General features: G+C 56.7%; 9 protein-coding genes. 4 read left to right on the top strand and 5 right to left on the bottom strand.

Annotation, left to right across the window (positions count from 1 at the left end):
• Positions 1-45 precede the first annotated feature (45 nt).
• Positions 46-1,245 (bottom strand): alpha/beta hydrolase family protein, encoded by a 1,200-nt coding sequence (locus tag H6B30_RS10085; RefSeq protein ID WP_205110202.1) that lies wholly within the window; start codon positions 1,243-1,245, stop codon positions 46-48.
• A 546-nt stretch (positions 1,246-1,791) separates the two neighbouring features.
• On the opposite strand from H6B30_RS10085, the gene H6B30_RS10080 reads away from it, so the two are divergent.
• A complete protein-coding gene (locus H6B30_RS10080) occupies positions 1,792-4,947 on the top strand; it encodes a glycoside hydrolase family 2 TIM barrel-domain containing protein (RefSeq protein WP_205110200.1) in 3,156 nt (1,051 codons plus the stop codon).
• 6 nt (positions 4,948-4,953) lie between these two features.
• Entirely contained in the window at positions 4,954-5,976 is a 1,023-nt protein-coding gene (locus H6B30_RS10075; RefSeq protein ID WP_239483866.1) for an esterase-like activity of phytase family protein, read from the top strand.
• A 57-nt stretch (positions 5,977-6,033) separates the two neighbouring features.
• Here H6B30_RS10075 and H6B30_RS10070 read toward each other — a convergent pair whose 3' ends face one another.
• The 4 genes from H6B30_RS10070 to H6B30_RS10055 form a co-directional block, all read right to left on the bottom strand.
• The gene (locus H6B30_RS10070) at positions 6,034-7,695 is read right to left on the bottom strand and encodes an AMP-binding protein (protein WP_205110198.1); all 1,662 of its coding nucleotides are present in this window, start codon (positions 7,693-7,695) and stop codon (positions 6,034-6,036) included.
• A gap of 15 nt (positions 7,696-7,710) precedes the next feature.
• The gene (locus H6B30_RS10065) at positions 7,711-9,381 is read right to left on the bottom strand and encodes an AMP-binding protein (RefSeq protein ID WP_205110196.1); all 1,671 of its coding nucleotides are present in this window, start codon (positions 9,379-9,381) and stop codon (positions 7,711-7,713) included.
• Positions 9,382-9,452: 71 nt separating this feature from the next.
• The gene (locus H6B30_RS10060; RefSeq protein WP_205110324.1) at positions 9,453-10,700 is read right to left on the bottom strand and encodes an ABC transporter permease; all 1,248 of its coding nucleotides are present in this window, start codon (positions 10,698-10,700) and stop codon (positions 9,453-9,455) included.
• Positions 10,701-10,729: 29 nt separating this feature from the next.
• Positions 10,730-11,938 (bottom strand): pyridoxal phosphate-dependent aminotransferase, encoded by a 1,209-nt coding sequence (locus H6B30_RS10055; RefSeq protein WP_205110194.1) that lies wholly within the window; start codon positions 11,936-11,938, stop codon positions 10,730-10,732.
• 742 nt (positions 11,939-12,680) lie between these two features.
• Between H6B30_RS10055 and H6B30_RS10050 the strand changes: the two genes are divergently transcribed.
• Entirely contained in the window at positions 12,681-13,163 is a 483-nt protein-coding gene (locus H6B30_RS10050; RefSeq protein WP_205110191.1) for a DUF4494 domain-containing protein, read from the top strand.
• Position 13,164: 1 nt separating this feature from the next.
• Positions 13,165-13,839: a YggS family pyridoxal phosphate-dependent enzyme gene (locus H6B30_RS10045; RefSeq protein WP_205110322.1), complete on the top strand. Its 675-nt coding sequence runs from the start codon at positions 13,165-13,167 to the stop codon at positions 13,837-13,839.
• The last annotated feature ends 402 nt before the right edge of the window (positions 13,840-14,241 follow it).

Genomic DNA, 14,241 nt, shown 5'->3' with positions numbered 1-14,241 from the left:
GCGCCGTCTTGTTGTATCATGGTGTAGCCATGCGCCCGGCCCGGCTCATCTCGCAGTGTTGCCGCCGCCATTTTTCAGTTCACTGTCGAAGAAGCGGAGCACGCGCTCCTGTATGGCCCTGCCGCAAGAGTGGGGCACCTGCCAAATCTCGGTGGCCAGTTTGTCGTCGGCCCCCTGGCTCTTCCACACGTCGTGCATTATGGCAAACGATTTCTCAACGCCGTCGATGGGAAACAGGTGGTCTTTGGTGCCGTTGACAAACAGCATGGGCTTGGGACAGGCCAAGCTCGCAATGTGCGGGTAGTCAAGGTATTGGCGCAGGCCGGGAATGCAGTTTGCAAAGCCTCCGTATTCGCGTTTCTTGTCCTTAACCGACATTTGCACGTCGGTGGTTGTCATCCAGCACACCGCGGCGCCGGCCCTTACCTTGTCGCTCAGGGCCGAGAGCATCCACGCCCTGTAGGCTCCCATCGAGCAGCCCATGCACCCAATCCTGTCCTTGTCTACCTCGGGCAGCGTGGCAAGGAAGTCGGTTGAGCTCATGTCGTCGTAAGTCATGAAGGCGCTGAGGTCGCGGCCCAGCATCATCATGTTGCCGGCAATGATGTCATACTTGCTCCTGTCAACGCCCTCTTCGCGGCCCCGCTCGCCCCACATGGGTGCGTCGATTGAGAATACCACATAGCCGTGGCGGGCAAGGTAGTCGCCCACATACTGCCCTTCATACAGGTTGGCAGCCCACTGGTCGGCGTCTTTTATCACGGCCGAGTCGACATCAAACGGCCGAATCATCTTTTCCTTGCCTATGTACAGGTGGCCGCCGTGGTCGTGCAGGGCGTTGATGGCCGGGAAAGGGCCCTTGCCGTCGGGCACCAGCAGGTAGGCTGTCACCCGCGAGTATCCGTTGACGTTGAACATCAGCTTGCGCGCCGTATAGCCGTCGCGCCGCTCTTCGCCCACCACCTTCATGTCGAACGACGCGGCCCTGCGCGGCGGGGTCATCATGCATTCCAGCACCTTGGCCCGTGCCGCCTTTTTCCACTCGCCGAAGTCGCCAATCGGGCTGTTGCCCCATGCGAGCGGGTAGGTCAGTTCGGTCTTCAGCTCTTCGACATATCGCGGCAGGTCGAACGTAAACTCATAGTTTTCGCGCTTCTGCAACTTCTTCTTCTGTGCATAAGCACCTGTTGCCGTCGCGGCGGCCATGGCCGTTGCCAGGGCCAGGCACATCAATCCTTTGTTCATCGCTGTGGTCGTTTTAGTCTGTAATATGCGGTAGTGCAGCCCGGCCTCTGCCCCGTGGCGGCGCGATCACACCGACAGGCAGCAGCGTGGGCTACTGCAAAGTTAATCAAAATAGTCAGAACGCAAGCATCAATCGTGCAAATTTTAGTGGCGGGGGACGCATTTTGTAACGATTTGCGACATATTATGGCCATGATGGCGCGCCTGACGTCAAGGCGCTGAGCGCCAGGGCGTTGGCGTAGCCTTGCTTTATAGCCCTGCCAAACGGGCCATTCGTGACGGCCGCAAGGCCCGTTTCGCCCCGCTGTATGGCCGTTTTGGCAGTGTCAGACGGCCCGTATTGCGCCGCGACCCCTGTGTTGTCATGAAAAAATACCATTCTCCGTATTTTCCTGCATGCCGATAATTTTTTCGCCAACCGGCCCACGTTCGGTTTATTTTTAGTAAATTTGCAGTTGCGTTGGCCCGCCAGCCGACAGGCCCGTGGGCCACGTCGGTCGGCCTGCCGGCCATCAACGTTACACGATATCAATAACTTTACATATTATGTTCAAACGTTTGTTTTTATCATTAGCCTGCATGCTGGCTGCGTCAGCCTATGCAGCGGATGCCCCTGTGTGGCAGAATCCGGCCGTAAACCAGCAGAACCGTGAGCCCCGCCGGGCCGCGTTCTTCCCTTATGAGAGCCAGCAACTGGCCAGAGAGGGGCAGAAAGCCGGGTCGGGCCGGTATTTGTCGATGGAAGGAATGTGGAAGTTCAGTTTCGCGCGCAACTATTATGACCGCCCGGAAGGTTTCTTCAAGCCCAGCTACGACGACTCGAAGTGGACCGACTTCCCCGTCCCCGGTTTGTTTGAGATAAACGGTTATGGCGACCGCACATACAAGAACGTGGGCTATTCATGGTGCAACACGTTCAAGAGCAACCCGCCCTACATCGGCCAGACCGAAAACTATGTGGGCTCATACCGCCGCACATTCGACTTGCCGGCCGACTGGCGGGGCAGCGATGTATTCTTCCATGTGGGCTCGGCCACGAGCAACCTCACGCTGTGGGTCAACGGACGCTATGTCGGTTACAGTGAAGACAGCAAGGTGGCTGCCGAGTTCAACATCACAAAATACCTGAAGCCGGGGCGCAACCTCATCGCCATGCAGGTGATGCGCTGGTGCGACGGCTCTTATCTTGAAGACCAAGACTTTTGGCGTTTCACCGGCATTGCCCGCGAGGTATACCTATATTCGCGGCCCAAGACGCGCATCGCCGACATCAACTTCACCCAAGACCTTGTGAACGGCATGCGCGATGGCAGGCTCGACTTCAACATTCCGGTGGTCAACGCCAAGGGAGCCGAGCTCTCGGTGGTGCTCCGCGATGCCGACGGACGCGAGGTGGGCTCGGCCCATGGCTGTGCTGCCAAGGGCGCCTTCAGCGGCTCTATTACCGTGGCCGGCGCCAAGGCTTGGTCGGCAGAGACGCCATACCTCTACTCGCTGGGCGTGGTGTTGAAGCGGGGCGGCAGTGTGATTGAGGCCGTCGAGCAGAAGGTGGGCTTCCGCCACATCGAGATCAGCGGCGGCCAGTTGCTCGTCAATGGCAAGCCCGTGCTCATCAAGGGTGTCAACCGCCACGAGATGGATCCCGACGGGGGCTATGTGGTGAGCGTGGAGCGCATGGTGGAAGACATAAAGATAATGAAGCGCCTCAATGTCAATGCCGTGCGCACGTGCCATTATCCCGACGACCCGCGCTGGTACGACCTGTGCGACCGCTACGGGCTCTATGTGACGGCAGAGGCAAACATTGAGTCGCACGGCATGGGTTACGGCAAGGAGACGCTTGCCAAGCGTGCCGATTTCGAGCAGATGCACCTTGAGCGCAACGAGGCCAACGTGAAGTCGTTCAGAAACCACCCGTCAATCATTGTGTGGAGCCTTGGCAACGAGGCCGGCTACGGGCCAAACTTCGAGAAGGCATACGACTGGGTGAAGGCGGCCGACAACACCCGCCCCGTGCAGTATGAGCAGGCCGGGCAGAACGGCAAGACCGACATCTTCTGCCCGATGTACTACGACTACGCCCACTGCGAGAAATATGCAGGAGGCGACAACCCACGTCCGCTCATACAGTGTGAGTATGCCCATGCCATGGGAAACTCGATGGGGGGATTCAAGGAATATTGGGACATGATAAGGCGCTGCCCGAAGTACCAGGGAGGATACATCTGGGACTTCGTTGACCAGGGCCTGAGAGACAAGAGCCCCCTTACCGGGCGTGAGATATTTACCTACGGAGGCGACTATGGCCGCTATGCCCCAAGCGATTACAACTTCAACTGCAACGGCATCATCGCCCCCGACCGCAGGCTTAACCCCCACGCTTACGAGGTGCAGTATTTCTACCAGAACATCTGGGTGACGGACAAGGGTGTTGACCGCGGAGAGTTTGAGGTGTTCAACGAAAACTTCTTCAAGTCGCTCGACGACGTTTCACTGCGCATCGTGCTGATGAGGTTGGGGCGCGAGGTCGACTCGGTGAGCTTCGACGTGAGTGTCGACGGCATTGCCCCGCAGTCGGGCAAGTCGTTTGTTTGCAGCGGTTTGCGCGACGCCGTGGGCAAGTTCAAGTCGAAATATCCGTCAGACGAGCTTGTGGCCAACTTTATTTTCACATCTAAATACGACAGTCTGCTCGTCGACAGGGGGCAGGTCGTTGCCCGGCAGCAGTTTGTTGTAAGGCCCTACGGCTTTGCCTCGGTGGACGGCGCCGCTACTGCCGGTGGCAAGAAGGCCGAGGCCGGCGCGGCAGGCAAGGTGAGCAAGACCGAGACCGAGGCCTGTGTGCGCCTCAGTGCCGGCGGGGTGAGCATGACGATAGGCAAGCATACGGGTTGGATAGACTATATCGACGTCGACGGAAAGCCCATGCTGGCAGACCGCCGCTCGGTGGAACCCGAGTTCTGGCGTGCCCCCACCGACAATGATTACGGTGCCAACCTGCAGCGGAAGCTTGCCGTGTGGCGCAGCCCGCAGATGAGGCTGGTGAGCTTCGACGTGGCTGAGGCCGGCAACGGCGATGTCCGTGTGGTGGCTGTCTTTGCCATGCCAGACGTGAAGTCAAGGCTTACCATGACATACAGGCTTTCTGCTGAGGGCGAGATAACGGTGCGCCAGAAGCTCGACGCCGACGACAGCGCCAAGGTGGCAGACATGTTCCGCTATGGCATGCAGCTGCAGATGCCCGGCAGTTACTCGCGGGTGATGTATCATGGCCGTGGCCCTGTGGAGAACTACTCAGACAGAAAGAGCAGCCAGTTCATCATCGTTGCCGACACAACCGTGGCAAGCCAGTATTATCCCTATATCCGCCCGCAGGAGAGCGGCAACCATACCGACGTACGCTTCTTTGCCGTATACGACGCCGAGACAGGCCGCGGACTCAGCTTCGAGTCTGATGCGCCGATGGAGTGCAGCGCGCTCAACTATCTTGTCGGCGACATTGACGACGGCCCGGAGAAGGTGCACGTGTGGGGGCACCACAGCGGCGACTTGGTGGCAAGACCGCTTACGCAGGTTCACATACAGCAGCGCCAGGCCGGACTGGGCTGTGTCAACAGCTGGGGGGCACAGCCTCTGCGCCAGTATCGCTTGCCTTACGGCGACTATGACTTCGCTTTTGTAATACGTCCGTTCAAAAAGTGATGTCCCATGGGCAGTATGGCGCATCTTCCAATCGCAGCATTGGCGCTGTTGCCCGCAAGCGTCGAGTCGGCTGAGTCACCCGACAGTGGCTCAGCCGGCATCGAAGTCGTAAGGGTCAACAGGCAGCGGTCGTTTGGCTCGTCGGTGCCGGCAGGCAACTACAGCGGCGTGGCATGGCTCGGAGGCAGCCGTTATGCCGTGGTGAGCGACAAGTCGGCGGGCGACGGCTTCTATGTGTTCGACATCGACATCGATTCGGTCAGCGGTAAGGTGAGGGGCGTAAGCAACAAGGGCTTCCGCTCCTCCGGCACGCCCAACCGCGACCAGGAGGGCATAGCCTATGAGCCCCGACGCGGCAGGGTGTATGTCAGTGGCGAGAAAGACAACAGGGTGTTGGAATACGATTCGGCCGGACTGCTGACCGGACAGCAGCTGGCGTTGCCCGAGGTGTATGCCACGGCCGGGTCGAGATACGGTATCGAGGCGTTGACATACAATACCTCGACCCGTAGGTTTTGGCTTTCCACGGAGAGCACTCTGCCGTGCGACGGACGGCAGGCGGGGTATGAAGCCCCTGTCCGCAACCGCCTGCGCCTTCAGTGTTTCGACGACAGCCTGAAGCCGGGGCCGTTTTTCTACTACGAGATGGACGTGCCCGAGGTCGGCAGGAAGCCGTCTGATTATGCAATGGGGGTCAGTGAGCTGTGTGCTCTCGACGATGGCAGGCTCCTGGTGATGGAGCGCGAGTTTTTCGTATCGCCATCAAAGCTCAGCTCTTGGGTCAATGTCAAGTTGTTTGTGGTCAGTCCTGCCGACAGCCTTCGGGGATGCCTGTTGCCCAAGGCAAAGCTGCTGGAGTTCAAGACACGCCTGTCGCTTTTCAAGTACAACCTTGCCAACTATGAGGGCATGTGCCTCGGACCGCGCCTTGCCGGCGGCGAGCGGGTGCTGTTGCTTGTCAGCGACTCTCAAAATAGGTACGGGGGCGTGCTGAAAGACTATTTCAAGACAATAGTGTTGCGTTTCTGACACAAGCAATTACGGCGCCAATGACATTGCATCATTGGCGCCGTATTGTGTTTGTGCTTATTTGTACAAGAATCGTTTGATGCTCTTTTTGGGCGTCTTCTCAAACTCGGTCTCAACCAATTCAATCTCCGCAATCTTGGCATAGGCCGGCAGCGTCTGGTTGAGTTCCGTGCGGTTGCCCTCCATCACGTCTTTCAGGTCGTCGCCGTTGAGCCCCATCTCCTTGGCTTCTTCGTAATCCGGGAAGACAAGGCCTACGAGCTTGTCGCCTCTCTGCACCACGATGCTTTCAACAACCATGGCCATTGAGTTGAGCTTGTCTTCTATTTCCTCCGGGTATATGTTCTGTCCGTTGGAGCCGAGCAGCATGTTCTTGGAGCGGCCTTTTATGTAGACGTTGCCTTGCCTGTCCATTGTGCCAAGGTCGCCCGTGTGATACCAGCCCTCGCTGTCGATGGTCTGGCGTGTGGCTTCCTCGTTTTTGTAATACCCGAGCATCACGTTCATTCCTCTTGCCAGTATCTCTCCGGGCACGTTCTCGGGGTCGGGGCTGTCAATCTTCACCTCCATGTGCAAGGCGGCGCGCCCGCAACTGCCCGGCGCGAATGTCTTGTAGTCGGCGTAACAGATTATTGGCGCGCATTCTGTCGAGCCATATCCCACTGTATACGGGAAGTTGATGCGCTTCAGGAACGACTCTATTTCCTGGTTGAGCGCAGCTCCGCCGATGATGATTTCGTAGAACCGGCCTCCGAAAGCATCCGTCACATGCTCGCAAATCTTCTGCAACACCTTCTTGTTTATTACCGGCATGTTGAGCAGAAGCCTCATCTTGTTGTTCTGAATCTTCGGGAACACCTTTTTGCGGATGATTTTCTCGATGATGAGGGGTACGGAGATGATGATGGCGGGCTTTATGTCGGTGAACGCCTGGGCTATGATTGCCGGGCTGGGAACCCTCGTCAGGTAGTAGATATGGCAGCCGTGAAGGAACTCGAAGAGGAATTCGAAGGCCATGCCGTACATGTGTGCCATGGGCAGGATGCTTATTGTGTTGTCGCCATGCTTCACAATGTCGCCCAATGCGGCCTCGGCGAAGTCGTAGTTGCTCCATATCGCGCGGTAGGGAACCATCACTCCCTTTGAGAATCCCGTCGTTCCGCTGGTGTAATTTATCATCGCCAGCTCTTCGCCATCCTTCTCGCGGTAGTAGCTAACGTGGTTTTTCCGGAAGTATTTCGGGTATTTCTTGCCGAACATCTCGTTGAGGTGCTCGCGCGCATACGTCAGTTTCTCTGTCCTCGACACTGCCAGTGAATAGTCGGGTATGTTGATGATGCCTTCCAGCATGGGCATTTTGGCCTCGTCGATGACGGTTGCCACCACATCGCCAACGAACAGAAACTTGGCTTCACTGTGGTTTACGATGTTGTGGATTTGCTCTGCCGTGAACTCATGAAGGATGGGCACGGCCACTGCCCCGTAGGTCAGCGTTGCAAGGAAAGCCACTGCCCAGTGCGAGCAGTTGCGCCCGCAGAGGGCTATCTTGTCGCCTTTGGCCACGCCGCCGTTCTCAAACAGTATGTGCAGCTTTTCTATCTTGCGTGCCACGTCGTGGAATTGCAGTGTCACACCCTTATAGTCTGTGAGTGCATCGAGGTCCCAGTTGTCGACTATGGCTTTCTCTATGATTGCGTTGAAGTTCTGTGCTTGTTCCATTTGTGCTTAGGTTTGTCACAATTCTATGTCCTTGTATAGATACCGCTTTATGCTCTTCTTGGGTGTTTTCTCAAACTCTTCAGGGTGCAGCCTGATTGCAGAGAGCTTGCAATAAGCGGGCATTATGGCATTGAGTTCCTGCCTGTTTTGCTCCATTATGCTTTCCAGGTCTTCGTTGTTGAAGCCCATTGAGTGGGCCTCTTCCATGTTGGGGTAGACCAGTGCGAACAGTTTGTCGCCCTGTTGCAGCACGAGGCTCTCGTTGACCATGGTCATCGAGTTGAGCTTGTCTTCTATTTCTTCGGGGTAAACGTTCTGTCCGTTGGCGCCAAGCAGCATGTTCTTTATGCGTCCGCGGATGAATACGTGCCCGTCTTTGCTCATCGTGGCCAGGTCGCCGGTGTGATACCATCCGTCTTTGTCGAGCGCCTCGCGTGTGGCCTCTTCGTTCTTGTAGTATCCCAGCATCACGTTTGTGCCCCTGGTGATGATTTCGCCCGGCACGTTTTCAGGGTCGGGGCTGTCTATTTTCACCTCCATGTGTGCCACGGGCGTGCCGCAGCTGCCCGGCGCGAAGTCGTTGTGGTCGCTGAACGTGATCAGCGGTGCGCATTCGGTAGCGCCGTATCCCGTAGTGATGGGGAAATCGATGCTTGTCAGGAACGACTCTATTTCCTGGTTGAGCGCGGCTCCTCCGACCACCACTTCGTATGCGTTGCCTCCGAATACGCCCAGCACCTGCTCGCAAATCTTCTGCTTCACCTTCTTGCTTATTACCGGCATGTTGAGCAGAAGCCTCATCTTGTTGTTCTGTACTTTGGGGAATATGGCCTTGCGTATAATCTTGTCGATGATCAGCGGCACGGATATGACGATGGCCGGCTTTATGTCTGCGAAAGCCTGGGCAATGATGGCGGGCGACGGAAGCCTTGTGAGGAAGAATAGATGGCAGCCGTGGCAGAATGGGAAGATGAACTCGACAGCCATTCCGTACATGTGTGCCATTGGCAGGATGCTAAGTGTGCGCGAGCCGGGAGCCACGTGGCTGCCTATTGCGTCGAGGCAGAAGTCGAGGTTGCCCCACAGCGCTCTGTATGGAAGCATCACCCCCTTGGAGAATCCGGTGGTGCCGCTGGTGTAGTTGATCAGTGCCAGTTCTTCGGCGCTGTCGTGGTGGTAATTGATGTGTTTGGCCCTGAAAGCGTTGGGATATTTCTTTCCGAACAGTTCGTTAAGGTGCTCGCGGGCAAACGTGAGCTGCTCGGAGCGCGACTCCATGAGCGAATAGTCGGGTATGTTGATGATGCCTTCGAGTGCAGGCATCTCCTTGGGAGTGATTGTCTTGGCCACTACGTCGCCGACAAACATCAGTTTCGATTCGCTGTGATTGACTATGTTGTGTATCTGTTCGGCGTTGAATTCATGCACGATGGGCACGGCCACGGCGCCGTAAGTCAGCGTTGCGAAGAAGGCGACGGCCCAGTTGGCGCTGTTTCGCCCGCAGATGGCAATCTTGTCGCCGCGTTTCACCCCGCTGTTTTCAAAGAGGATGTGCAGCTTTTCTATCTTGCGGGCCACGTCGTGGTACTGAAGTGTGATGCCCTTATAGTCGGTAAGGGCATCTTTATACCAGTTGTCTACAATGCTTTTCTCAATATATGAATTGAAGCTTTGGAATGTTTTCATTGCACAAAAGAAATTATTTTGTGCAAAGGTAAGGCATTTCCTGCACATCTCAAAATAAACTGTGCACTTATTTACTCGTACCTCATGGATTTGGCGGGGTGGATATGCGATATCAGGTAGCTTGGTGCTATAAGCACGAACAGGCTGATGAGCAGTGTCGCCACGTTGAGAAGCACGATGAATGGCACGTTTAGCTCCATCGGTGCCGTGCTCACGTAATATGAGGTCGGGTCGAGGCTAACCACCCCGGTGTATTCCTGAAGCAGCACAATGCCTATGCCTATGATGTTGCCGAACAGCAGTCCGCGCCCTATTATGAACGCGGCAAACCACAGGAACGTGTGCCTCACTGTGCTGTTGCGCGCCCCGAGGGCCTTGAGCGTGCCAATCATTTGCGTGCGTTCGAGTATGATGATGAGCAGTCCAGATATCATCGTGAATCCGGCAACGCAAACCATGAGTGCCAGTATTATCCACACGTTGATGTCGAGCAGGTCGAGCCAGGAGAAAATCTGCGGGTAAGCCTCGTCTATTGTCTGCGATGTCAGTATGTCGCCATACTTGTCGGGCGTCCTGTTTACGCGCTCAACCACGTTTGCCGCCGTCTCTTCGAGCCTGCCGAAGTCGGCCACTGTGATTTCTGCCCCTGTGCATTGGCCGTCGAGCCAGTTGTTGAGCCTGACCGCCGTATAAAGGTCGGTGAAGCACAGGCTCTGGTCGAACAGCGTGAGGTTGGTCTGGTATATGCCGCTGACGGTAAATCGCCTGGCCCTCACGTCGTTGTTGCTGATGAAGTAGGCATACACCTTGTCGCCCACGGCGAGCTTCAGCTTGTCGGCCGTCATCTGCGACACGAGCAGCTTGTAGTGGCTGCTTTGGTCGCTGAACTCAGGTATGTCGCCAGCCACGAGGTTTTGCCTTATGAACGTGAAGTCGTATTCGGGGCCCACGCCCTTGAACGTCATGCCGAGAAAGTCGCTGTCGGTTTTCAGTATGCCCTGCGTCAGCGCGAAGCGTTCAACGTGCTTCACGCCATCGGTTGACCGCAGCACCCGCATCAGGCTGTCGTCCACGCAGATGGGGTAGGGGTCGGTGCTTTGCAGCGCGAGGAAGTTCTCCACCTGTATGTGGCTGCCGAAGCCAACCACCTTGTCGCGTATGGTGTGCTTGAAACCCAGCACCACCGACACCGTCACCACCATCACGGCCAGTCCTATGGCCACCCCGATGGTGGCTATGCGGATGGCCGGCCGGCTCACCTTATACTTGTCGCCTTTGTCTTTGTAAATCCTCCTTGCCAAGAACAGCGGCAGGTTCAGCTTTCCCAGTGTCATGTCACAGATTTGTTTTATAGTTCTTTATCCTCCCGTCCGGGGTAGGCTTCGAGGGCTTTTCTCAGCACGGTGAGCGCCCGTGTCAGGTCGTCTTTCTTCAGCACGTAGGCTATCCTCACCTGGTTTATGCCGGCTCCGGGTGTGGTGTAGAACCCGCTCGCCGGGGCCATCATCACCGTCTCGCCCTCATAGTTGAAGTCGGTGAGGCACCATCGGCAGAATTTCTCGCTGTCGTCTACTGGCAGCTTGGCCACAGTGTAGAATGCGCCCATGGGTATGGGCGAGTAAACCCCCGGTATGCGGTTGAGCCCGTCGATAAGGCACTTGCGCCTCTCTACATACTCGTCGTAGACGTTGCGGTAGTATTCTTCGGGCGCGTCGAGCGATGCTTCGGCCACTATCTGGCCAATGAGCGGCGGCGACAGGCGTGCCTGGCAGAACTTCATCACCGCGCGCCTTACGGCCTCGTTCTTTGTTATGAGCGCCCCTATGCGTATGCCGCATTCAGAATAGCGCTTCGACACTGAGTCGATTAGAATCACGTTGTTCTCGATGCCTTCCAGATGGCATGCGCTTATGTAGGGCGAGCCGGTGTAAATGTATTCGCGGTAAACCTCGTCGGAAAACAGGTATAGGTCGTATTTCTTCACCAAGTCGCGTATCTGGTTCATCTCGCGGCGCGTATAGAGGTAGCCCGTAGGGTTGTTCGGGTTGCAAATCATTATGGCCCGCGTGCGGTCGTTTATCAGTTCTTCAAACTTCTCGACCTTTGGCAGCGAGAAACCTTCTTCTATCGTGGTGGCGATGGTGCGTATCCTTGCCCCTGCCGAGATGGCGAATGCCATGTAGTTGGCATAGGCGGGCTCGGGCACTATTATCTCGTCGCCCGGGTTGAGGCACGACATGAACGCGAAGAGCACAGCCTCGCTGCCCCCCGAAGTGATGATTATGTCGTCGGGGCTCACGTTGATGTTGTACTTCTTGTAGTATCCCACCAGCTTCTGGCGGTAGCTCAGGTAGCCTTGCGACGGCGAGTACTCCAATATGTCTCTGTCGATATGCTTCAGCGCATCGAGCCCCACTTGCGGCGTGGGCAGGTCGGGCTGGCCTATGTTAAGGTGGTATACCTTGATGCCGCGGCTCTTGGCTTGTGCTGCCAGAGGCGCCAGCTTCCTGATGGGCGACTCGGGCATCTCGAGCCCTCGGATTGAAATGTCAGGCATTTTGTTTGTCCTTTCTTGTGAAATAGAAACTAAATGCAAAGGTAATATTATTAATTGGAATAATAAAAACTTTCTTCGGACAAAATGATAAAAATAGTTAGCTTGCCTTGCGGCGGTGCCTTTGCCCCGGCCCGGCGGCTGCCGGCCGGTGGCGCAGCAGCCCCTTGGGCGGGCTGTGGGCGCTTGTCAGCCCATGTCGCCCATATGTGTGGCGCAGCGGACTGCCGGCGGCGCCTCTGTCGTACGGGCCGTTTTGCAGCGTCATACGGGCCGTTTTGCAATGCCGAACGACCCGTTTCGTGCTGCCGAACGGCCTGTGTGGGCAACCCGCTGGCACTCAGCTACTTTGCGCCCCGGGGCGAAGAGCCTTGTGTGGCGTGGCGGCAGAGGTTGCCGCGGGCCTATGATGTTCGGGGCGTCGGTTGGCATCAGTGGGGCGGGCTTGTGCCGCCGGCCTTGGCGAAACGGGCGTCATGCAAGGCGTCGGCGCCTATAGTGGCAATGCCCGGTTGCCTGTGTGCATTAAGATAATGAGTGTCGGGCTTGCTGTGGCTTGGCGCCTCGTGGCCATGGCAGCCTCAGTCCGTCCGGCATGGAATATAGAACTGCGCCTTAACATATTTTTCCCCGCTCCATGCCCTGCTTTCGATTAAATGCGTTACTTTTGTAAGCCGTTACGGCTTTCGGGTTGCGTTAGCGCGCCAGTTGGCCCTTGACAAGACATTGATTTACAAATATATATATGAGAAGTAGAACAGCAGAATGGTTTGAGTGCAAGATCCGTTACGAAAAGACCATGGAGGACGGAATGCAGAAGAAAGTGACAGAGACCTATACCGTAGACGCGCTGAGCTTCACCGAGGCCGAGCAGCGCATCATGGAAGAGATGTCGGCTTACATAAGCGGCGAGTTTGAGGTGGCCGACATAAAGAAGGCGGCATACAAGGAGATATTCTTCAGCGACGACGATTCGGCCGACCGATGGTATAAGACGAAGCTGCAGTTTATCACTATCGACGAGAAGACCGACAAGGAAAAGCGCTCAAACGTAAACTATCTGGTCAACGCGGGCACGCTCAACGCTGCCGTGCGCAATATAGACGAGGTCATGGGGGGCACCATGATTGACTATGTCATAGCTTCGGTTGCCGAGACGCAGCTGATGGATGTGTTTGAGTATAAGAAGAAAGAGGCCGACGACAAGCCGGAATATGAGCAGCAGTGACATGGACTACGACGTGAAGCGACACCTGCGCGAGGTGAGAGACAGCCTGCCCGAGGGAGTCAGGCTGGTGGCCATCAGCAAGTTTCACCCTGCTGACTATATCGAGGCGGCTTACGCCGAGGGGCAGCGCATCTTCGGCGAGAGCCACGAGCAGGAGCTCGCCAGGAAGTATGAGGCGCTGCCGAAAGACATCTGCTGGCATTTCATCGGCCACTTGCAGACTAACAAGGTGAAGTATATCGCTCCGTACATATCTATGGTCGAGTCGGTCGACTCGCTCAAGCTGCTTAAGGAAATCAACAAGCAGGCAGCCCGTTGCGGCCGCGTCATCGACGTGTTGCTCGAGCTTCACATAGCCGAAGAGGCCACCAAGTATGGCCTTACGCTCGATGCCTGCCGCAGCTTGCTGGCCGACGGCGAATGGCGCGGGCTGGCCAATGTGCGGATATGCGGCCTGATGATGATGGCCTCGTTTGTTGACGACGAGCGTCAGCTGCGCGACGAGTTCACCAAGGCAGCCGACTTCTTCGACGAGGTGAAGCAGGCTTATTTCCCGTCGGACGACGCTTTCTGCGAGCGGTCGTGGGGCATGAGCCATGATTACCACATTGCCGTTGAGTGCCGGAGCACCATGGTGCGCGTCGGGACCACCATTTTCGGCCCGCGGGTCTACTGACTGTGTTTGCCGCGGCCCCCTCGCCGTTGTGTCGTCGGGGCGGGGCTCGGTTTGCAATGGTGTGCATTGATTTCGGTCGATGCACACCATTGTCTTTTTCTATCTTCATCATTGCTCGTGGGTTGTGGCCGGCGGGTTTCATCAGTGCGCCTTGCCGCCGTGAGGGCAGTGCGCTTTCGGACGCTTGGTGCACGCTTGCCATGGCATGCGGCAAGTGCAGGCTGATTGTTGCAGAAGCAGCGGTGGCAATTGTGTGTGGTGGCTGCCTCATGGCGGAATGGCTCGCGGCAGGCAGAGGGTGGGCCTGTGTCGCCATCTTGTTCATTTTGGTTTTTCATGCCTTGCCGTGGCTGCCGGAGAGCCGGATGCCAACTGTTGTTGTGTTTCTCTTGGCAAGAGACG

The organism is Marseilla massiliensis, assembly GCF_016899955.1.
Classification (GTDB): Bacteria; Bacteroidota; Bacteroidia; order Bacteroidales; family Bacteroidaceae; genus Prevotella; species Prevotella intestinigallinarum.
This window is presented reverse-complemented; position numbering and strand designations above follow the sequence as displayed.